Genomic DNA, 17,692 nt, shown 5'->3' on the forward strand with positions numbered 1-17,692 from the left:
TCGTTATATTCCGATCCGACGTGGAGTTCGGCGGCGACCGACGAACGGCGGGCTCCCGGCCTCGCGTCGCGCGCCGCCGGCAATCACCATCCATATCTTCGCGGGTCTCGAATCTGAGCCATGGATCAAGGCGGCGAGACGGACGCGGACGCCGGCGGCGTGGCGCTGTTCGTCGACGGACCGAACGTACTGCGCGAGGAGTTCGACGTGGATTTAGACGACGTGCGGCGCGCGGCCGAAGCCGAGGGGCCGCTCGTCACGACCCGGTTGTACCTCGACGAGCACGCGACGCCGGGGCTGATTCAGGCCGCGGAGGCGCGCGGCTTCGAGGTCGTGGTCACGAGCGGGGACGTCGACGTGAAACTCGCGGTCGACGCGGCTCGGTTCGCCGCCGAGGGTCGGATGGCGACGCTCGCTATCGCCTCGCGCGACACGGACTTCAAACCCGTCGTCGAGACGGCGAACGGGTTCGGTATCCGGACGCTCGCGATCGCGCCCGGCGAGTTCGGCCGATCGGACGCCCTGCGAAACGCCGCGAACGGGTCCGTGACTCTCGACGGCGACGTGGAGTTCGGGACCGACGCGGCCGCGGAGACCGTGGGGACTCCGGAGACCGACGCAGCTGCAGAGGCAGACGCGACCGCGGAGGCCGAAGAGCGTGATGCGACTAGAGGGGGCGACGCAGCCGAGGGACCGGGCGTGGGCGGAACGATCCACGAGGACCGAACCCGCTAGCGACGCGGTCAGACCCGACGTTCAGAGCGGATCCGACCGAGGAGCACCGCGCCGATCCCGCCCGTGGCGGCGGCGACGCCGCCGAGTCCGATCGCGGTCGGAACGAGCCCGATGCGGGCGATCGCGGCGTCGACGGCGAGGCGGAACCATCCGAGCTCGGGCACGGCGATCACCGCCTTGGCGCGTATCCACTCCTCGCGGACGACCGGCGCTATCCCCGCGCTCTGGTCGTACTCCCCGTTGGCGTCGCCGTAGGTGATGTACCCGTCGTGCGGGGCGGGACAGGCGTCGAGTTCGGCGCAGTCGCCGTCCAGAAGCGCCGGATCGGCGCGGTCCGTCCAGTCCTCGCCGGCCGAAACCGGGAACGCGACGCGGTGGAGGATCGGCCCGAGACCGTCCCCGGGCGGGTCGAAGACGACCACGTCGCCCGCGTCGCCGAGCCGGGTCGGCGCGCCGGGAGCGACGTGTCCAGTGACGCCGTCCCACGGGAAGCGGTCGGTCGCCGTGACGACGACGAGGTCACCGCGCTCGACTTGCGGGGCCATGCTCCCGCTCTCGACGGCGACGAGCGGGGGCCACGCGCCGACGACCGCGGCCGAGACGAGCGCGACGACGAGGACCGCGACGGCTGGACCGAACGGTCCCGATCGGTCTCCCTGCACGTCGCTATCGGAGGGACCGGTCGGCTTTGAGGCTGTCGGCGGCGTGAGCCGGACGCGTCACCGTCGCCGGACCCGATCTGCGGTGTCCCGCCCGCTCACGGTCCGCCGACGCGGCGCGCCCCGAGGCCACTGGGTTAAAGAGACGTGCCGGCGAGTGTGTTCGCATGACGGACCGACAGCCGCCCCTCCACGGGACGCACGACGCGCGCGGCGCGAAGTTCACCGACTTCGGCGGGTGGCAGATGCCCGTCGAGTTCGACTCGATCCGCGAGGAACACGCCGCAGTGCGGGAGTCGGTCGGCGTCTTCGACGTCTCTCACATGGGCGAGATCGAGGTCTCGGGCCCGGACGCGGCCGCCCTGCTCGACCGCCTGACGACGAACGACGTGACCGCGCTCGACCCCGGCGACTCCCAGTACGCCGCGATCACGAACACAGAGGGGATCATGCTCGACGACACGGTCGTCTACCGGCTCCCCGACGGTATCGAGGCGGGGGCCGCCACCTCGGCGCTCGCCGACGTCGCTGCGGATCCCGACCCCGACCTCGACGACACCTCCGGCGATCCCGCGTACCTCTTCGTACCGAACGCGGGTCACGACGACCAGATGTACGACCGCTGGGTCGCCCACCGCGACGAGTGGGGACTGGACGCGGCCGTCGCGAACGCGACCGACGACTGGGCCATGCTCGCGGTGCAAGGTCCGGAGGCGGCGGCCGCGCTCGACGACGCGACCGGCGGGGGCGCAGTCACGGGCCTCTCGAAGTTCGAGGCGACGGCGGCGGCGGTCGCCGACGCGCCGAGTTGGGTCGCACGGACCGGCTACACCGGCGAGGACGGCTTCGAGATCATGTGCCCGGCCGCCGACGCCGCGGCGGTCTGGGAGGCGTTCGTCGGGGGGGAGGCGAGCGACGGACCGGCACAGCCGTGCGGGCTCGGCTCGCGCGACACCCTCCGCATGGAGATGGGCTACCTGCTCTCCGGGCAGGACTTCGACCCCGAAGGCGAGCCGCGGACGCCCTACGAGGCCGACATCGGATTCGTCGTCGACCTCGACACGGAGTTCGTCGGCCGCGACGCGCTCGCGGCACAGCGCGAGGCCGGCGTCGACGAGCGGTTCGTCGGGGTGCGCCTCCTCGACCGCGGCGTTCCGCGCGGCGGCTACGCGGTCACCGACGGCGACCTCACGCGGATCGGACGGCTGACCTCCGGCACGATGAGCCCGACGCTCGACGAGCCGATCGGCCTCGGCTACCTCCACGAGAGCTTCATCGAAGCGGGGGCGGAGGTGAGCGTCGTCGTCCGCGGCGACGAGAAGCGCGCCGAGATAGTCGTCCCGCCCTTCCTCGACCGGTAGTCGGAACCGCCGGGGGTGAGCGTCGCCCCGTTCGCGTCCCGGCCGCCGAGGGTAACAGTGAATAGCGAACGGCTGATAGGAGCACTCGATGGAAGAGTCCGTCGTCGCCGACTTCGTCGGCCGCGTGCACGCCACCGACTTCGGGAGCGGCGATCCGGTGAGCGGTCGCGTCCTGTTGAGCCAGCGCCGACTCGTGCTCGCGACGGACGACGGGAAGGCGACGATCCCGCTGTCGTCCGTGTTCGACATCGTGGTCGGCACGGTGCCGGGCGACCTACAGTCGTTTTTCAAAGACAGCGTCACCGTCGCGTACGAGCGGAACGGCGCTCGGAAGAGCGCCCTCGTCGAGGGAGAGCCGGACGACATGGATCGGTTCACGCGGCTGCTTTTCACCGCCCTGCTGCGGAACGTGACCGTCACGGTTCGCCACCCGGCGCAGATCGGCGGGCGCGTCACCGACGCCGAGGACCACACGGCGTCCGTCTCGCTGTCGCCGGGCGCGATCGGGTTCACGAACTGTCCGGAGCCGTTTCGGGTCGACCTCTCGACGGTCATCGACTACGAGCGCACGGACCGGACGCTCGGCGGGACGCGGCGGCCGGCGCTCGTGTTTCGACACGTCCCGGACACGCAGACGGTCACGTCGATCGCGACGGTCCCGAACGGGCGGACGCTGAACATCCTCGGCCGGTACATCAAGTTGGAGTACGAGGAGGTGAAAGAGGACGTCGAGTCGTTCGATCCGACGGAAGAGCAGCTGGAGATACTCGTCTCGATCTACTCGGCCGGCGGCGAAGCGAACATCTCGGACGTGGTGACCGGCGACGTGGCCCAGACGTCGATGATCTTGGAGACGCTCCGCGAGGAGTCGCTCGTCGTCGACGGGGAGTCCGGTGCCGCGCTCACTCGCAAGGGAAAGATGATCGTCACGTCGTATCTCGAGTCGGTCAACTCCTGAACGACGCGCGTCCGCGCCGACACAGGGGCAACGTTCAAGCTACTGGGGACGAAGGTGATTCACATGCCAGCCGACCGCCGCAGGCACCGAACGAAACTCGACGCCGCGGCCCGCGACCGTGGGATCGATCCTTCCGGGATCGACGCCCGCGCAGACGCGTCCGGACGATCGCCCGGGCCGCGAGTCGCGCGCGTGCCGGAAGCGCACGACCACGACACGTTCGCCGTCGACGGGATCGACACCGACCGGAGAGAGCGACTCCTCGAGGCCGTCCTCGCGGACCGCGAGCGCGTGAGCGCCGTCTCCGCCACGGCCCGAAACGGTACCGTCGGGATCCACCACGCCCCGTCGCTCTCGCGCGACGATCTCAGAGAGACGCTCGAATCGCTCGGCTTCGTCGTGAGCCCCGGCGACGCGGCCTTCGAGACGCGCCGGGCCTCGCAGTTCGCGTCCGCGAGGGTCGCGGTCGCGGTGCTTTTCGGACTGATGGTCGCGACGCCGTACATCGCGGTGTTGTACCCGACCCGCGCCGAGTGGCTGTTTTACGATCCGGTGACCGTCCAGTACCTGCAGTCGATCCTCGACTCGCAGATGGCGACGCACTTCTTCGTCAACCTCGGCGCGCTCTCCGGAATCGCGTTCCTCGTCGCATGCGGCCCCCGTATCCGCCGGGCGATCGGCGCGCTCGCGGCGGGCCGGGTCACGAACGACGCGGCGTTCGTCGGCGGCGTGACCGCGCTGTTCGGCTACAGCACCCTCGCCGCCTTCACCGGCTTCGAGGGAACCGTCCACTACGATCTCGTCGCCTACGCGGTCGTCGCCGTCACCCTCTGGACGCACTTCGGCGTCGACGAACCCGCCACCGACCCGACGGCTTCCGAAGAACCGGCCCCCGAGGTCGCGAGCGAGGCCGACGAGGAGCCGATCGCCTTGACCGACGGCGGGCGATAGGCTCGCGTCACGCCTCGTCGACTCGTACCACGTCTCCGACCGCGATCGTGTCCCCGACAGCGACGGTGTCGCCCCACGACGTCTCGGGGACGACGGTGTTGACCATCAGCCGGAACGCGTGGTCGAACCGGTCGCCGTCGAGCCACGCCGGGCGCGTCTCGCGGCGCTTGCGGACGAACCGCCCGCGGAAGCCGTCGATCTCCGTGCCCGTGTCCGGGTCCCGAGACGGCACGACGCAGCGCTGACAGGGATTGACGCCGAGGAGTTCGGTCTCGCCGGCGGTGAACCGGACGCCCTCGCCGCGGTCCGCGAAGAGCCGGTCCTCGAAGAAGGCGGGACAGTCGGCGAGCACCACGTTCGGGCGGAGCCGGCGGCGCATCTCGGTCGGGTCGGCGACCTCCTCGAACCATCCGGTGACCGTCTCTAGGGTCGCCCGCGAGACGACGGTCGGGCCGGGCGCGGCGCGGTCGTCGGGGAGTCCGCCGTCCGGCTCGCGAACGAGATCGACCGGATATCCGAGGTACTCGCCGACCCACGCCGCGAGCGCCTCGCCGTCGTCTGGGAGGGCGAACCGTCGCTCGGCGGCGGCGACGCCCGTCTCCGGTCGCGCGGGCCGGTCGAGCGTGACCGCCGTCGGCGTCGCGTCGGGCCCGTCGGCCAGCTCGTAGCTCGCGTTGAGCCCGTGGACGGCGGGCTCGCGCTTCCCGTTGACGTAGCCGCCGTCGCCGCCGACCGAGGCCTCGTGAGGATCGACTCCGGCCTCGACGAGCGCGTACGAACGGTCGCCGCGAAGCGCCCCCTTCGGGCCGAGTTCGGCCCGGTCGATCGAGACGCCGTCTACAGACTTCAGCGGATACGCGACGAGTTCGCCGATACGCACCATGCGCCGGCTTCACGCCAGCAACGCAAAAAGGGTGGGTCCGATCGGGCTCGCCGTCGGCCGGCGATTTCCGGCGGGCTAGGCGGGCTACTCCTCGTCGCCCGCTACGTCGTCGTCTGCCGCGTCGTCGGCCAGTCCGGTGGCCTCGAACGCTTCGGTGACTTCGCCGCCGGGAACGGTCCGGTACCCGTCCTCTGCGGTGATCGTCGCGACCGCGAGGTCGGAGGGGTCGAGATCATCTTCGTGGGCCGCGAGCGCGGCGATCCCGAGTTCGACGCCCTCTCGGAGCGAGAGGTCCTCGCTCCACTCGTCTTCGAGGTGCTCTTGGATCGTCTGGCGGCCGCCGCCGATCACGGTCGCCTTCCACTCGTTCGGCGTGCCGGAGGGGTCGGCCGCGAACAGGCGCGGCTCGCCGTTGTCGATTCCCCCGATGAGCAGCGCCGCGCCGTACGGACGCGTGCCGCCGCGCTGGGTGTTCTCCTGGATGTGGTCGGTGACGAACTTCGTCAGCGTCTCGACGCCGACCGACTCGCCGTACCGGAGGCGGTTCCCCTGTGACTGGCGGCGCGCGAGGTCGATCAGCTGGCGAGCGTCGGCGACGTGGCCCGCGCTCGCGGTGCCGAGGTGGTCGTCGAGCTTGTGGAGCTTCTCGATGCTCTCCGCCTCCATCAGCGTCGACGACGCCCGAGACATCGCGACGAAGACCACGCCGTCCGTGGTCCGGACGCCGACGCTCGGCGCGCCGCGAGAGACGGCCTCGCGGGCGTACTCGACCTGGTAGATACGGCCGTCGGGCGAGAACAGCGACGTGCCGCGGTCGTACGCCTGCTGGTCGTTACCACCCATCATCGTCGATCACCCGCTCTCGCGGTGTCACGCTGGCTCATTACCTCCCATTACGTCGGACGACTGAAAAAGCATCCGTAACCGGTACGTCCGACGCGGGGCCGAGCAGGTACGTCAGATTCGGTTTGAACGTCGGCGGCGGCCGACGCGCTGCGTCCGATCCCCGGCTACGACGGATATATGCCGGTCGGTCCCGTAACAGGGACGACATTGACTCCCACACGAACGACAGCCGCGCTCGTGGCCCTCCTCGCCGTGGTCGGAGCCGTCGGCGGAGCCGCGGCGGTGCCCGACGCTCGGATCACGATCGACGCGGTCGACGCGAGTTCGAACGAGCCCGCGGTCGGCGAGCGGACGACGCTGAACGTGTCGATTTCGAACTCCGGGGGGAGCCCGGCGGCGGCGGACGTGACGAGCGTTCGGCTCCGCGACGCGGACGGCCCCGCCGATGTCCGAGACGAGGCGACCGGTGTCGGCGCGCTCTCCGCCGGCGACGCGACGGACGTCGAGCTTCGGACCACGTTCGAGGAGCCCGGCGAGCACCGACTCACGGTCGAGGTCGTCGCCGATCAGGAGGCGGTCGACGGCGAGGACTCGGCGGAGAGCGTCACCGTCTCCCGCGACGTCGTCGTCGACGTGCAGCCGGCCGCGGTCGACCTCGCCGTTCGCGCTCGCGCGCTCGATCCCGACGACCTCCGGTCCGACGAGAGCGATCAGGCCGGGAGCGGCGGCGTGAGCGTCGGCGGTATCGAAGGCGTCTTCGGCGGCGGTGGCGACCTCGACGCGGGCGAGAACGCGGAGTCGGAGCCGCTCGCGTCGGCCGAGTCGCCGATCGAGGTCACGGTCGTCAACACCGGGACGTCGACCGCAGACCGCGTGAGCCTGACGGCGGTCGGCACGGCGGTGGACGCTCCACCGGGCGGTGATGACGCGTCGAACGACGCCGAAGACGCCACCGTGGAAGCCGGACCGTACGCGATCGACCCCGTCGCGCCCGGCGAGGAACGCCGCGTCGTCGTCGACCTCGGGCCGCTCGACCGCCGGTCCGACGTGACGATCACGGCCGCGTTCCGGTCGGGGACAGACGCGCGAGACGGGGTCGGCGCGGAGCGGACCGCCGAGTCGACGGTCCGCTACCCGACTCGGGGCGGGAGTCCGACGGTGACCGACGCGACCGTCCAGACCGGCCCAGACGGGACCGTCGCCGTCGACGCCAACCTCGCGAACGCCGGGACCGGAGAGATCGAAGGCGTCGTCGTCTCGGTCGCCGGCGCGGACGGCGTCTCGCCGACGCCCGCCGGAGAGGAGTACTTCGTCGGCACGGTCGGTGCGAGCGACTTCGTCGCCTTCGATCTGGAGACGACGGCGAACGCCTCCGTCGCCGACGCCGTCCCGATCCGGATCGCGTACACGGAGCGTGGCGTGCGCTACACCGAAACCGCGGCCGTCGCCCTTCCGGAGTCGGCGGGGAGCGGAACCGAAAGCGGCGGTGACAGTGGCGCGGTCGGGACGCTCGGGTCGCTCGGCGTCGGCGGGATCGGCGCGATAGGCGTCGCCGGGATCGCCGGACTGGCCGTCGTCGGGGGCGTGGCACGCCGACGCGATGTATAGCCTCGAACTGCGCGACGTGGTCAAGCGGTATTCGAGTGGCGGCGAGCCGGTCGTCGCGCTCGATCACGTCGACTTCGCGGTCTCGCCCGGTGAGTTCGTCGCCGTCGTCGGCCCGAGCGGCTCCGGGAAGTCGACGCTTCTCAACGTGCTCGGGTTGCTGGATGACCCCACCGACGGGCAGCGGCTGTTGAACGGGACCGACGTGACGAACCTGTCCGTCGCCGAGCGCACGACGGCGCGAAAGGAGTCGATCGGGTTCGTCTTTCAGGACTTCCACCTCCTCCCGACGCTCTCTGCGGTCGAGAACGTCGCGCTGCCGACCGCGTTCGACCCCGGCGACGCGCGCGACCGCGCGGCGTCGCTCCTCGACCGGTTCGGCCTCGGCGATCGGCTCGACCACGGGCCGTCTGAACTCTCCGGCGGACAGAAACAGCGCGTCGCGATCGCCCGGTCGCTCATCAACGACCCCGCCGTGCTTCTCGCGGACGAGCCGACCGGAAACCTCGACACCGAGACCGGATCGGCGATCCTCGCCGAGTTCGAGCGCGTGAAGTCGGAGGGCGTCGCCGTCGTGGCGGTCACACACGACCCGCTCGTGGAGGAGTACGCCGACAGAGTCGTCGAACTCACGGACGGCGTCGTGGTCGGCGGCGTCCCTGCCGAGGCCGACGCCGACGTCGGCGGTCCCGGCGATGACGGCGTCGACGACGCGAGACGGATCCGTCGTTCGACGGCCTCGGGTGATCGATGAGCGACGCCGGCAGATCGCCGCGCGGCGCCGACCGATCGGGGTGGGTTCGCGGCTGGCGGCCCGCCGTCTCGATGGCCGCGCGGAACCTCCGACGGAACCGAACGCGGACCGTCCTCGCCGTGCTCGGGGTGTGTATCGGCGTCCTCGCGGTGGCCGCGCTCGGGATATTCGGCAACGTGCTCGCGCTCGGCGCGGACGACGCGATCGGTGACATCGGGACGCAAGTCGTCGTCTCGCCGAACGCCGACGCGGGCGTTCAGTCGCTCTCTGAGGCCGACGTGACCGCGATCCGCCGGGCGGTGGACGATCCGTCCGTCGGCGATCCCGCGGTCGTCCCGCTCTACTCGGACAACGCCGTCGTCGCGGGACAGAGCGCACAGACGTTCGCGACGGTCTACGGCGTCTCCGAGCCCGGGCTCGCGTTCGAGGCCGCCGAGGGAGAGCTTCCGGAGCGCCACAGACAGGGCGCGATAGTCGGCGCGGGCGTCGCCGAAGAGTTAGCGGTCGAGCCGGGCGACACCGTCGAGATCGCCGGGTCGCAGGTCAGAGTCGTCGCGGTGCTCGCAGAGAGCCAGACGTTCAGTCCGGTCGCGCCCGACGACGCAGTCTTCCTCCCGGAATCGGCGTTCGCCGCGGACGGGTACGCGCAGGCGCTCGTCGTCTCCGAGTCGGGCGCGACGGCGCAGGCCGCCGCCGACGCGATCCGCGAGGACGTCAACGCCCGCGAGGAGCGCGTCGACCTGTTCGAACTCGCCGCCGTCGTCGACGAGATCAACGGCTTCTTCGACCTGTTGAGCACGTTCCTGCTCGGTCTGGGGGGCATCTCGCTCGTCGTCGCCGGCGTCTCGATCCTCAACGTCATGCTGATGAGTACCGTCGAGCGCCGGCAGGAGATCGGCGTGATGCGCGCGGTCGGCGTGACGCGGCGGGACGTGTTGCGCGTGCTGCTCGCGGAGGCCGGGCTCATCGGCGCGGCGGGCGCGGCCGCGGGAACGCTCCTCACCGTGGTGCTCGTCGCCGGCCTCGTCGCGTCGACGCCCGCGGTCGACGCGTCGCTCGTGCTCGATCCGACGAACGGCTACTACCTGCTGCTCGCGCTCGCGTTCGGTGTCGGCGTCGGGATCGTCAGCGGCGCGTACCCCGCGTGGAAGGCCGCGAACGAGCGCCCCGTCGAGGCACTGCGGAGCTGATCGGGGTTCGCGAAGCCCGGTGCGGCGGCGCTCCCCTCAGCCCGCCCAGCCGCCGCGCATGTCGTCCGTCACGCGGTCGCGCCACGTCTCGAACGCGTCGCGGCAGTCGGGCGCGTCCTCGACGTGGCGGACGAACCCCGCGCCGGGAGACGCGAGCTCCGCGCCACAGAACGGACACCGTCTTGGCTCGATATCGGTCTCTGCCGAAGCCATGGTATGTTGTATCACACCATGGAACAAAAGTGTTGTCTCGATCAGCATTGATCGAAGATAGCACCGATCTGTTCACCGCCTCGCCGAGAGACAGAGCAAATACGCATCCCTATCCTGAGAACGCGCCGCCCTCAGTCCGCGGTCCGTTCGTAGGTGACGAACGCGAGGCCGTCACCGTCGGCAGCAGCGTCGCCGGTCGCGGCGACCTCCCGGTCGACCGCCGCCCACTCGTCCGCGTCCCAGTCCGGGAAGCGCGTGTCGCCCTCGGGTCGCTCCGGGACCTCCGTCAGCACCATCCGATCGGCGCGGTCGAGGAACTGCTCGTAGACGGTCGCGCCGCCGATCACGTACACTGCGTCGACGCCGCGGTCCGCGGCGTCGGCGGCCGCGCGGGCGACCGCCTCGTCGATGTCGTTCGCGACAACGACGCCCTCGGGGAGGTCGCCGTCGTCGAGGTCGCGCGTCGTCAACACGACGCTGGTGCGGTCGGGGAGCGGCCCGCCGATCCGATCGGCGATGCTCTCGTAGGTCGCGCGGCCGACGATCACGGGGTGACCCGTCGTCAGTCGCTTGAAGTGAGCGAGGTCGGCGGGGTAGTGCCACGGCATTCCGCCGTCGTCGCCGATGACGCCGTTGTCGGCGACCGCGGCGACGAGGACGATGTCGAGAGCGGCGGCGGCCGCATCCACGTCGTCGTCGCCGCTCTCGTCGGCGGCGTCGTCCCCCATCACTCTGCGACCGCGAACGAGATACCGTCCGCGGAGTCGTAGTCGACGACCCGCACGTCGTCGTGCGTCAGTTCGTCGAGCGGCTTGTCCGCGATCTCGATCCGCGGGCGCGAGCGCGGTTCCCGCGAGAGCTGTTCGAGCAGTCCCGGAACGTGGTCGTATCCCTCCTCGCCGTCGGCCTCGTCGGGTGCGGTCCGTTCGACCCAGCTCTTCACGTCGAGGTAGTCCGCCTTGCTCTCGACGGCCGCGAGGCGGTCTTGAACGTATTTTAGGTTGTTCGCGTACCACGTGCCGCGCTCCCCGCGGCCGCAGTAGACGTGGGCGTCGACGACGGTGTGCCCGAACTCGCCGACTTCGAAACCGGTCCGCTGGGCGAGCGCGTTCGCCAGCAGCGCGTACGCTGCGATGTTAAACGGGACGCCGAGCGCGATGTCACCGGAGCGCTGCGTGAGATGGAGGTTGAGCCGGTCGTCTTGTACGTTCACGACGAACGTGTAGTGACACGGCGGCAGCGTCGAGGTCGCGGCGTTGGCCGGGTGCCACGCGTTCACCACCATCCGGCGAGAGCGAGGGCTCTCTTCGAGCGTGTCGAGGACGTACTGGATCTGGTCGAACGTCCGGCGCTCGGTCCCGTCCGGAGCCTCCTCGACGGTCACCCACCGATGGGCATCCTCGGGCCACGTCTCGCCGGGCAGTGCGGCGTCGTCGTCCGGAATCGGATACCGACGCCAGAAGCGGCCGTACGCGGTGTCGAGGCGTCCCTCGTCGTCCGCCCACGCGTTCCATATCTTCGTCTCCTCGCGGAGGTTCCGGACGTGTTCTTCGCCGGAGAGGTACCAGAGAACCTCGTGGATGAGCGAGTTCCAGCGATAGCCGTCCATCTTCTTCGTCGTCAAAAGCGGGAAGCCCTCCGCGAGGTCGACGGTGTACTGCCCGCTGAACGAGGCGATGGTGTCGACGCCGGTTCGGTTCGGCTTGTACGTGCCCGTCGAGAGCGTGTCGTCGACGAGGTCGAGATACTGTTGCATGATGTGTCGGGTCGTCTCGATACGGATACCGCCGCGGTACCCCGAGACGGCTGGCTCTGACGACCGAACGTTCGGTGGTGTACTAATACCTTCGAGACGCCCTCAGTCATCGTTCGAACCAGCCTCTGAGTCGAGTATTCTGACGCGTCTCTGTCCTCGTTGTATGTCGAATGCGGGAGAAGTGGGCCGGCACGAATATTGAATCACGGTCGCAAATCGGAGATTTGCTCCCTGATTCAAATTCGCACCCAGCAGTTTCACGCCCACTACGGACTCCTCGCTAGCGCTCGTCGTTGCGAAGTGGGGTGAAAATGGGCCGGCACGAATTTGAATCGTGGTTACGGCCACCCGAAGGCCGAAGGATACCAAGCTACCCCACCGGCCCGCACTCGTGAGAAGGCCGTTGGACGGTTTAATCTTTCCGAAAGTCGGGAACCGCCGGCGGCCGTGCGGGACCAGACCGCTCACGTCTCGTCGCTCAGACCTCGAAGTACCGGTCCACGTGCGCCCGACAGCCGGGGTTGAACGCGACGCCGCAGCGCGGGCAGGCGTCGTCCGCGTCGAGGAACACCCGCGCGGGTAGCGTCGCACGACAGCGTCCGCAAAGCGCCGCGGATTCGTCGAACCGGTCGCGCGGCCACGGCTCGGCCTCGTGGTTCGTCACCGCGTCGTGGCAGGCGTCACAGGGGTAGTACGCCTCACAACAGCCGAACCGGAGCGCGACGACGTCGACGGGCGAGTCCCAGTGAGCACACCGCGTCTCGGAGTCGACAGCCACGCCCCGGAGCGGGACGACGAACCGCCCGTCTGTGTCAGGGATACGCGTCGTCCGCCGGTCACTGTCACCGGTGTCGTCCGCGGTGATATCTCGGCCGTCGGTCTCAGTACGATTCGTATCCATCGGTGTCGAGCCAATTGTGCGCGACGGCGATCGTGTCGTCGGCGTGGAGCAGTTCCGGCCCGACGCGGACTCGCCGGTCCGCGACGTCCGCGATCAGCGTGGCTTCCCCGTCGGTGAAGTCCCGATGGTCGGAGAGCACGAACACGGGGTCGGCAGGGGGAGAGGCGTCGACGAGCGGGTCGCCGTCCTCGTGAAGCTGCACGACCGTCCCGCCGTGGCCCACCCCGTCGGATTTCGTCTCGCGGTCGCCCGCGATCCTGTCGAGGGTCGCGTCGAGTCCCATCCGCCGGAGCTCGACGCCCGGTGAGACGTCGGCCGGCATGTGTCCGATCGCGTCCGGCTTGGCGGCGAGCGCGTCTCGAACGCGCGCGGCGACGTTGCGCTCGTCGGGATGGAGGTGCCGGAGGGTGTCGGCGTCGAAGGTGACGGTAAGCTCGTCGGCGACGACGAGGTGGACTCGAACGTTCTCGCGGATCCCGTGCGAGAGGAAGACGCCCGTCGAGACGCACCGGCACAGCAGATCGAGTCGGCCCGCACCGGGGATGTCGGACAGCGAGATCGCGTCCGGATCGGTCGGAACCTCGTGGCCGACGACGACGAACTGGCGCATACGCGGGAGTCGTCACCGATATTCATAAGCGGTGCGACCCGACGGCCGCTATGAGCGTCACCGGAGTGTGTCAGATATGTGAGGCCGCCCCCGCGAGACACGGCTGTCCGCGCTGCGGCCGCGCCGTCTGCGATGACCACTGGATCGCGGAGGTGAGCGCGTGCACTGCGTGTGCGGCGGGAAGACAGCAGTAGCGCGAGACGGGCCGACAGCGGTGAGGTCCACGTGCAGCGAATCCCGAGTGACGTTACCTACCGATGCCGGTTCAGCCGCTTTTTGAGCCGCTTCGCCGCGTCACCGGCGGCTCCGACGTACGTCCCCTCGTCGTCCGGGCGGCTCGACTCCTCGCCGGCGAAGATGATCCCGCGCGACGAGTTCACCAGCCCGACGTCGACGGACGCGTCCCGACGGGCGGCGAGCCCGTGTTCGACCGCGGCCTCGGCGTCGCCGCCCTGCGCGCCCACGCCGGGAACGAGGAACGGGATGTCGGGGACGATCTCGCGGACCTCGGCGAGCTCTGCGGGAGCGGTCGCGCCGACCACGAGACCGACGTTGTCGTTGCCGTTCCACACGTCGGCGAGCGCCGCGACGCGCTCGTAGAGGGGTTCTCCGGAGGCGAGTTCGAGGTCTTGGAGGTCTTCGCCGCCGGGATTCGACGTGCGACAGAGCACGAACACGCCCTTGTCGGCGCGGTCGAGGAACGGCTGGAGTGAGTCGCGGCCGAGGTAGGGATTCACCGTGATCGCGTCCGCGTCGTCGAGCGCCGCGGCGTAGCGACGCGTGGTGTTGCCGATGTCGGCTCGCTTGGCGTCCAAGAGCACGGGGACGCCTTTGCCGTGGGCGTAGGCGATGGTCTCTTCGAGCGCGCGCCAGCCGTCGGCGTCCTCGTAGAAGGCCGCGTTCGGCTTGTAACAAGCGGCGTGCTCGTGGGTCGCGTCGATGATCCGGCGGTTGAACGCCCACCGCGGGAGGTCGGCGTCGGCGACGAACTCGGGAAGCCGGTTCGGGTCGGGGTCGAGTCCGACCGAGACGACGCTGTCGGCGGCCGCGATCCGGTCCGCGAGCGTCTCGAAGAAGCTCATGTTCGGTGGTGCGGGCGGGGAGGCGCTAAGCGTTGTGTTCCGCTCGTCGCGGGCGAGGCCTCCCGGGAGACGGGACCGACAGCCGCAACGCCGATACCGGTGGGCGACCACGACCCAACATGAGCTTCGGCGAGTGTTTCGGGCGGGCCGCCGGTCGCGGCGTGACCACGGAATCGATACGCACGGCGGTCGAGGACCACCGATCAGGCGGAGCGGAGCGAAGCGACGGTGCCGACGCCGACGGGGACGCCGAGTCGGCCGACCCCGAACCGAGTCCCGCCCGCGTTGTGGCCGACGCCGACGTGCTGGCGGCCGATCTCCTCGCCGGGGGCGACGCGCGGGAGTCGCTCGATCGGTTGCGGTCGCACTCGTGGACGACGCTCGTCGCGAGCGATCCGCTGCTCGACGACGCGACGGCGGTGATCGGCGACCTCGCGGACGCGGACCTCGCGAGCGACTGGCGGGCCGCGGTCGAGTCGTGGCGCGAGCCGGTCGCGCATCCCGCGGGCGACCACCCGGCGCTGGCGTCGGCCTACCGCGGCGGGGCGATGCAGGTCGTGAGCCTCGATCCGTCACTCACGAACCCGCAGGCCGCCGCGGGCCTGCGCGACCGGATGCCGGTGAGCGTCAGGGAGCCGCGGGCGTTCGCGGCCGTCTTCTCGCCCGATCGGCTCTACCCCGAGGTCGTCGGCGGGGAGTATCCCGGTCCCGACCGCGACCCGCGGTCGCTCGAACCGGTACAATGAAACGAGGCCCCCTCCGAGCGTGCCCATGAGCGACACGGACGCTCCCTCGTCGTCGACGGACGGGTCCCCGTCGGCGCTTCGCGAGGGCGACGCTCCCCATCTCCCCGCCGATCTCGACGCGGTCCGGGAGGCCCTCGTCGAGTGGTACCGGACGGACCACCGCGCCTTTCCGTGGCGGCGCACCGAGGACCCGTACCCGATCCTCGTCAGCGAGGTGATGAGCCAGCAGACGCAACTCGATCGCGTCGTCCCGGCGTGGGAAGACTTTCTCGACCGGTGGCCGACGCCGGCCGACCTCGCCGACGCCGATCGCGCCGACGTGGTCGCGTTCTGGTCGGCTCACTCGCTCGGCTACAACAACCGCGCGACGTACCTCCATGAGGCCGCAGGACAGATCGAATCCGAGTACGACGGCTCGTTCCCCGAGACACCGGAGGAGCTACAGGAGCTGATGGGGGTCGGCCCGTACACCGCCAACGCGGTCGCTTCGTTCGCGTTCAACAACGGTGACGCGGTCGTCGACACCAACGTGAAGCGGGTGCTTCACCGCGCGTTCGACGTCCCGGACGACGATCCGGCGTTCGAACGAGTCGCGTCGCACGCGATGCCGACAGGCGAGTCACGCGTGTGGAACAACGCGATCATGGAACTCGGCGGCGTCGCCTGCGGGAAGAAACCGCGGTGTGACGAGGTCGGCTGCCCGTGGCGCGAGTGGTGTCACGCCTATCAGACGGGGGATTTCACCGCGCCGGACGTTCCCACCCAACCGAGCTTCGACGGGAGCCGTCGGCAGTTCCGGGGGCGGATCGTCAGGCTGCTCGGCGAGCACGACGAGATGGCACTGGATGCTCTCGGCCACCGGATCCGCGTGGACTACGCTCCGGACGGCGAGTACGGACGCGAGTGGCTCCGTGGACTGCTCTCGGATCTGGCTGACGACGGGTTGCTTGCGGTTGAGGAGACCGGGGAGGAGACTACCGTCCGCCTTCGGCGATAGCCGCGAGGCGCTCTGTAAGTCGCCGGAGCCGACAGCGTCCGGCGAGTGTCGCGTGGCCCGACAGGTTCCGCCCGTGTTTCGACTATATTGGGCTATGATCTCATGCCCGCGTCTCCCAATTTCCCGTCTTCAGCGGTCCGATCTGCGGCGACGTGTTTTTGTACGTCCGGCGTGCGAACTACGCTAACACGATGCCACGCGAACAGTATCAGACGAAGTTAGAGGAGCTCCGCGACGACGTGCTCTACATGAGCGAGGTCGTCGCCGAGCGGCTCCGGATGGGCCTCGATGCGCTCGAACAGCAGGACGCCGAGCTTGGCGAGAAAGTCATCACCGGCGACGCCGAGATCAACGACCTCTATCTCGAATTAGAGGGACAGTGCACGGACCTGATCGCGCTCCAACAGCCGGTCGCGGGCGACCTGCGATTCATCGCGGCCTCGTTCAAGATCATCACCGACCTCGAACGCATCGCCGATCTGGCGACGAATCTCGGCGAGTACGCGAAAGCCGCCGACCGCGAGGTGTTCCCCGACGTCGACGTTCAGCGGATCGGCGACGACACGCTCGACATGCTCGAGGAGGCGATGGCCGCGTACGCGGAGTCCGACCCCGACCAGTGTTACGCGGTCGCCGAGGCGGACGACGAGATCGACGCCGCCTGCGAAGCCGCGAGCGACCTCGTCGTCCGCGACCTCATCGAGCGCGACGACCTCCGGGCGGCGGGCGACGGCGACAACGACGACGACACCGAAGCCACGATGCAGAACGTCTCTCGGCTCCTGTTGACGATCCGCGACCTCGAACGCGTCGGCGACCACGCGGTCAACATCGCCGCGCGCTCGCTGTACATGATCGAGAACGACGACGAACTGCTGTACTGACGGCGCAGACGAGTTCCCCGCTCTCCCGTCCGCTCGATCCCCGCCATCGCGGCCTGCCAATCTCGACGGCTACATATTCCGCCCCGCGTAGGATCGCGTATGCCCGTCCACTCCACGGAGATCGAGGTTCGGTTCCGCGACATCGACGCGCTCGGCCACGTCAACAACGCCGTGTACGCGACGTACATCGAGCAGGCCCGAACGGCGTACTTCCGCGACGTGCTCGACGCAGACCTCTCGCAGGCGTCGACCGTGCTCGCGTCGACGTCGTTCGACTTTCGGCAGTCGGTCGAACTCACCGACGAGACGGTGACCGTGCTGAGCGACGTCGACGAGATCGGGCGATCCAGCGTCTCGATGAGCTACGAGATCCGCGTCGGAGGCGACGACGGCGATCTCGCCGCCGAAGCGGAGGCGACGATCGTCAGCCTCGATCCGGAGACCCGGGAGCCGACGCCGGTCCCCGAGCCGATGCGCTCGAAGCTGACCGCGTACCACGGGCTCTGAGTCGTACACTGCGTGGGATCTTTTCGGTCGAAAGATCCCGAACAGAACGGCGTA

The 17,692-nt window shown here is 69.8% G+C and carries 19 protein-coding genes, 1 tRNA gene and 1 pseudogene; 11 read left to right on the top strand and 10 right to left on the bottom strand.

Annotated features, from left to right (window positions below):
• Positions 1 to 120: 120 nt before the first annotated feature.
• Positions 121 to 621, top strand: a pseudogene (locus NO930_RS04655) (NYN domain-containing protein); the annotation flags it as partial.
• 122 nt (positions 622 to 743) lie between these two features.
• Here the strand turns inward: NO930_RS04655 and NO930_RS04660 are convergent.
• The gene (locus NO930_RS04660; protein ID WP_199242235.1) at positions 744 to 1,397 is read right to left on the bottom strand and encodes a S26 family signal peptidase; all 654 of its coding nucleotides are present in this window, start codon (positions 1,395 to 1,397) and stop codon (positions 744 to 746) included.
• A gap of 164 nt (positions 1,398 to 1,561) precedes the next feature.
• On the opposite strand from NO930_RS04660, the gene NO930_RS04665 reads away from it, so the two are divergent.
• The 3 genes from NO930_RS04665 (at position 1,562) to NO930_RS04675 (ending at position 4,664) form a co-directional block, all read left to right on the top strand.
• Complete coding sequence (locus NO930_RS04665) at positions 1,562 to 2,755, top strand: glycine cleavage system aminomethyltransferase GcvT (protein ID WP_256402658.1); 1,194 nt, start codon at positions 1,562 to 1,564, stop codon at positions 2,753 to 2,755.
• Positions 2,756 to 2,843: 88 nt separating this feature from the next.
• A complete protein-coding gene (locus tag NO930_RS04670; protein WP_137783784.1) occupies positions 2,844 to 3,713 on the top strand; it encodes a CheF family chemotaxis protein in 870 nt (289 codons plus the stop codon).
• A 63-nt stretch (positions 3,714 to 3,776) separates the two neighbouring features.
• Positions 3,777 to 4,664, top strand: coding sequence for a hypothetical protein (locus NO930_RS04675; RefSeq protein WP_256402659.1), 888 nt, complete (start codon positions 3,777 to 3,779; stop codon positions 4,662 to 4,664).
• Between the two features lie 7 nt (positions 4,665 to 4,671).
• Here the strand turns inward: NO930_RS04675 and NO930_RS04680 are convergent, their stop codons facing one another.
• Both NO930_RS04680 and psmA read right to left on the bottom strand, forming a co-directional pair.
• Positions 4,672 to 5,547: an MOSC domain-containing protein gene (locus tag NO930_RS04680; protein WP_256402660.1), complete on the bottom strand. Its 876-nt coding sequence runs from the start codon at positions 5,545 to 5,547 to the stop codon at positions 4,672 to 4,674.
• An 84-nt stretch (positions 5,548 to 5,631) separates the two neighbouring features.
• The gene (psmA, locus tag NO930_RS04685; protein WP_256402814.1) at positions 5,632 to 6,390 is read right to left on the bottom strand and encodes an archaeal proteasome endopeptidase complex subunit alpha; all 759 of its coding nucleotides are present in this window, start codon (positions 6,388 to 6,390) and stop codon (positions 5,632 to 5,634) included.
• 180 nt (positions 6,391 to 6,570) lie between these two features.
• Between psmA and NO930_RS04690 the strand changes: the two genes are divergently transcribed.
• The 3 genes from NO930_RS04690 to NO930_RS04700 are packed head-to-tail and all read left to right on the top strand — an operon-like array spanning position 6,571 to position 9,942.
• Positions 6,571 to 8,001, top strand: coding sequence for a CARDB domain-containing protein (locus NO930_RS04690; protein WP_256402661.1), 1,431 nt, complete (start codon positions 6,571 to 6,573; stop codon positions 7,999 to 8,001).
• A complete protein-coding gene (locus NO930_RS04695; RefSeq protein ID WP_256402662.1) occupies positions 7,994 to 8,752 on the top strand; it encodes an ABC transporter ATP-binding protein in 759 nt (252 codons plus the stop codon). Before NO930_RS04690 ends, NO930_RS04695 begins: the two co-directional genes overlap by 8 nt.
• Positions 8,749 to 9,942 (top strand): ABC transporter permease, encoded by a 1,194-nt coding sequence (locus NO930_RS04700; RefSeq protein WP_256402663.1) that lies wholly within the window; start codon positions 8,749 to 8,751, stop codon positions 9,940 to 9,942. The genes NO930_RS04695 and NO930_RS04700 overlap by 4 nt, the downstream gene beginning before the upstream one ends.
• Before the next feature lie 36 nt (positions 9,943 to 9,978).
• Here the strand turns inward: NO930_RS04700 and NO930_RS04705 are convergent, their stop codons facing one another.
• From NO930_RS04705 to pyrF, 7 genes are all read right to left on the bottom strand, one after another.
• A complete protein-coding gene (locus tag NO930_RS04705) occupies positions 9,979 to 10,155 on the bottom strand; it encodes a DUF7501 family protein (protein ID WP_196219613.1) in 177 nt (58 codons plus the stop codon).
• Positions 10,156 to 10,286: 131 nt separating this feature from the next.
• The gene (locus NO930_RS04710) at positions 10,287 to 10,883 is read right to left on the bottom strand and encodes a dihydrofolate reductase (protein WP_256402664.1); all 597 of its coding nucleotides are present in this window, start codon (positions 10,881 to 10,883) and stop codon (positions 10,287 to 10,289) included.
• Complete coding sequence (thyA, locus tag NO930_RS04715) at positions 10,883 to 11,911, bottom strand: thymidylate synthase (RefSeq protein ID WP_137784212.1); 1,029 nt, start codon at positions 11,909 to 11,911, stop codon at positions 10,883 to 10,885. Before thyA ends, NO930_RS04710 begins: the two co-directional genes overlap by 1 nt.
• Positions 11,912 to 12,223: 312 nt before the next feature.
• Positions 12,224 to 12,296 (bottom strand) — tRNA-Pro (locus NO930_RS04720).
• A gap of 93 nt (positions 12,297 to 12,389) precedes the next feature.
• Positions 12,390 to 12,812 (bottom strand): CHY zinc finger protein, encoded by a 423-nt coding sequence (locus NO930_RS04725; RefSeq protein WP_256402665.1) that lies wholly within the window; start codon positions 12,810 to 12,812, stop codon positions 12,390 to 12,392.
• Positions 12,793 to 13,422 (bottom strand): tRNA (pseudouridine(54)-N(1))-methyltransferase TrmY, encoded by a 630-nt coding sequence (trmY, locus tag NO930_RS04730; RefSeq protein WP_256402666.1) that lies wholly within the window; start codon positions 13,420 to 13,422, stop codon positions 12,793 to 12,795. Before trmY ends, NO930_RS04725 begins: the two co-directional genes overlap by 20 nt.
• Before the next feature lie 251 nt (positions 13,423 to 13,673).
• Positions 13,674 to 14,504: an orotidine-5'-phosphate decarboxylase gene (pyrF, locus tag NO930_RS04735; protein WP_256402667.1), complete on the bottom strand. Its 831-nt coding sequence runs from the start codon at positions 14,502 to 14,504 to the stop codon at positions 13,674 to 13,676.
• A gap of 119 nt (positions 14,505 to 14,623) precedes the next feature.
• On the opposite strand from pyrF, the gene NO930_RS04740 reads away from it, so the two are divergent.
• From NO930_RS04740 to NO930_RS04755, 4 genes are all read left to right on the top strand, one after another.
• Positions 14,624 to 15,250 carry a DUF7384 family protein gene (locus tag NO930_RS04740; protein WP_256402668.1) on the top strand — a complete coding sequence of 209 codons (627 nt, stop codon included), beginning with the start codon at positions 14,624 to 14,626 and terminating at the stop codon, positions 15,248 to 15,250.
• Positions 15,251 to 15,275: 25 nt separating this feature from the next.
• The gene (locus NO930_RS04745; RefSeq protein WP_256402669.1) at positions 15,276 to 16,247 is read left to right on the top strand and encodes an HhH-GPD family protein; all 972 of its coding nucleotides are present in this window, start codon (positions 15,276 to 15,278) and stop codon (positions 16,245 to 16,247) included.
• Between the two features lie 191 nt (positions 16,248 to 16,438).
• Positions 16,439 to 17,131: a phosphate signaling complex protein PhoU gene (gene phoU, locus NO930_RS04750; RefSeq protein WP_137783292.1), complete on the top strand. Its 693-nt coding sequence runs from the start codon at positions 16,439 to 16,441 to the stop codon at positions 17,129 to 17,131.
• A 99-nt stretch (positions 17,132 to 17,230) separates the two neighbouring features.
• Positions 17,231 to 17,638: an acyl-CoA thioesterase gene (locus tag NO930_RS04755; RefSeq protein ID WP_256402670.1), complete on the top strand. Its 408-nt coding sequence runs from the start codon at positions 17,231 to 17,233 to the stop codon at positions 17,636 to 17,638.
• Positions 17,639 to 17,692: the final 54 nt, after the last annotated feature.

It is taken from the genome of Halorubrum salinum, assembly GCF_024494575.1.
Lineage (GTDB): Archaea > Halobacteriota > Halobacteria > Halobacteriales > Haloferacaceae > Halorubrum > Halorubrum salinum.

Excerpts from the sequence above, each read along its gene's own strand:
- NO930_RS04665 (WP_256402658.1), top strand. The coding sequence starts at position 1,562 with ATGACGGACCGACAGCCGCCCCTCCACGGGACGCACGACGCGCGCGGC.
- NO930_RS04670 (WP_137783784.1), top strand. The coding sequence starts at position 2,844 with ATGGAAGAGTCCGTCGTCGCCGACTTCGTCGGCCGCGTGCACGCCACC.
- NO930_RS04675 (WP_256402659.1), top strand. The coding sequence starts at position 3,777 with ATGCCAGCCGACCGCCGCAGGCACCGAACGAAACTCGACGCCGCGGCC.
- NO930_RS04680 (WP_256402660.1), bottom strand. The coding sequence starts at position 5,547 with ATGGTGCGTATCGGCGAACTCGTCGCGTATCCGCTGAAGTCTGTAGAC.
- psmA (WP_256402814.1), bottom strand. The coding sequence starts at position 6,390 with ATGGGTGGTAACGACCAGCAGGCGTACGACCGCGGCACGTCGCTGTTC.
- NO930_RS04690 (WP_256402661.1), top strand. The coding sequence starts at position 6,571 with ATGCCGGTCGGTCCCGTAACAGGGACGACATTGACTCCCACACGAACG.
- NO930_RS04695 (WP_256402662.1), top strand. The coding sequence starts at position 7,994 with ATGTATAGCCTCGAACTGCGCGACGTGGTCAAGCGGTATTCGAGTGGC.
- NO930_RS04700 (WP_256402663.1), top strand. The coding sequence starts at position 8,749 with ATGAGCGACGCCGGCAGATCGCCGCGCGGCGCCGACCGATCGGGGTGG.
- NO930_RS04705 (WP_196219613.1), bottom strand. The coding sequence starts at position 10,155 with ATGGCTTCGGCAGAGACCGATATCGAGCCAAGACGGTGTCCGTTCTGT.
- NO930_RS04710 (WP_256402664.1), bottom strand. The coding sequence starts at position 10,883 with ATGGGGGACGACGCCGCCGACGAGAGCGGCGACGACGACGTGGATGCG.
- thyA (WP_137784212.1), bottom strand. The coding sequence starts at position 11,911 with ATGCAACAGTATCTCGACCTCGTCGACGACACGCTCTCGACGGGCACG.
- NO930_RS04725 (WP_256402665.1), bottom strand. The coding sequence starts at position 12,812 with ATGGATACGAATCGTACTGAGACCGACGGCCGAGATATCACCGCGGAC.
- trmY (WP_256402666.1), bottom strand. The coding sequence starts at position 13,422 with ATGCGCCAGTTCGTCGTCGTCGGCCACGAGGTTCCGACCGATCCGGAC.
- pyrF (WP_256402667.1), bottom strand. The coding sequence starts at position 14,504 with ATGAGCTTCTTCGAGACGCTCGCGGACCGGATCGCGGCCGCCGACAGC.
- NO930_RS04740 (WP_256402668.1), top strand. The coding sequence starts at position 14,624 with ATGAGCTTCGGCGAGTGTTTCGGGCGGGCCGCCGGTCGCGGCGTGACC.
- NO930_RS04745 (WP_256402669.1), top strand. The coding sequence starts at position 15,276 with ATGAGCGACACGGACGCTCCCTCGTCGTCGACGGACGGGTCCCCGTCG.
- phoU (WP_137783292.1), top strand. The coding sequence starts at position 16,439 with ATGCCACGCGAACAGTATCAGACGAAGTTAGAGGAGCTCCGCGACGAC.
- NO930_RS04755 (WP_256402670.1), top strand. The coding sequence starts at position 17,231 with ATGCCCGTCCACTCCACGGAGATCGAGGTTCGGTTCCGCGACATCGAC.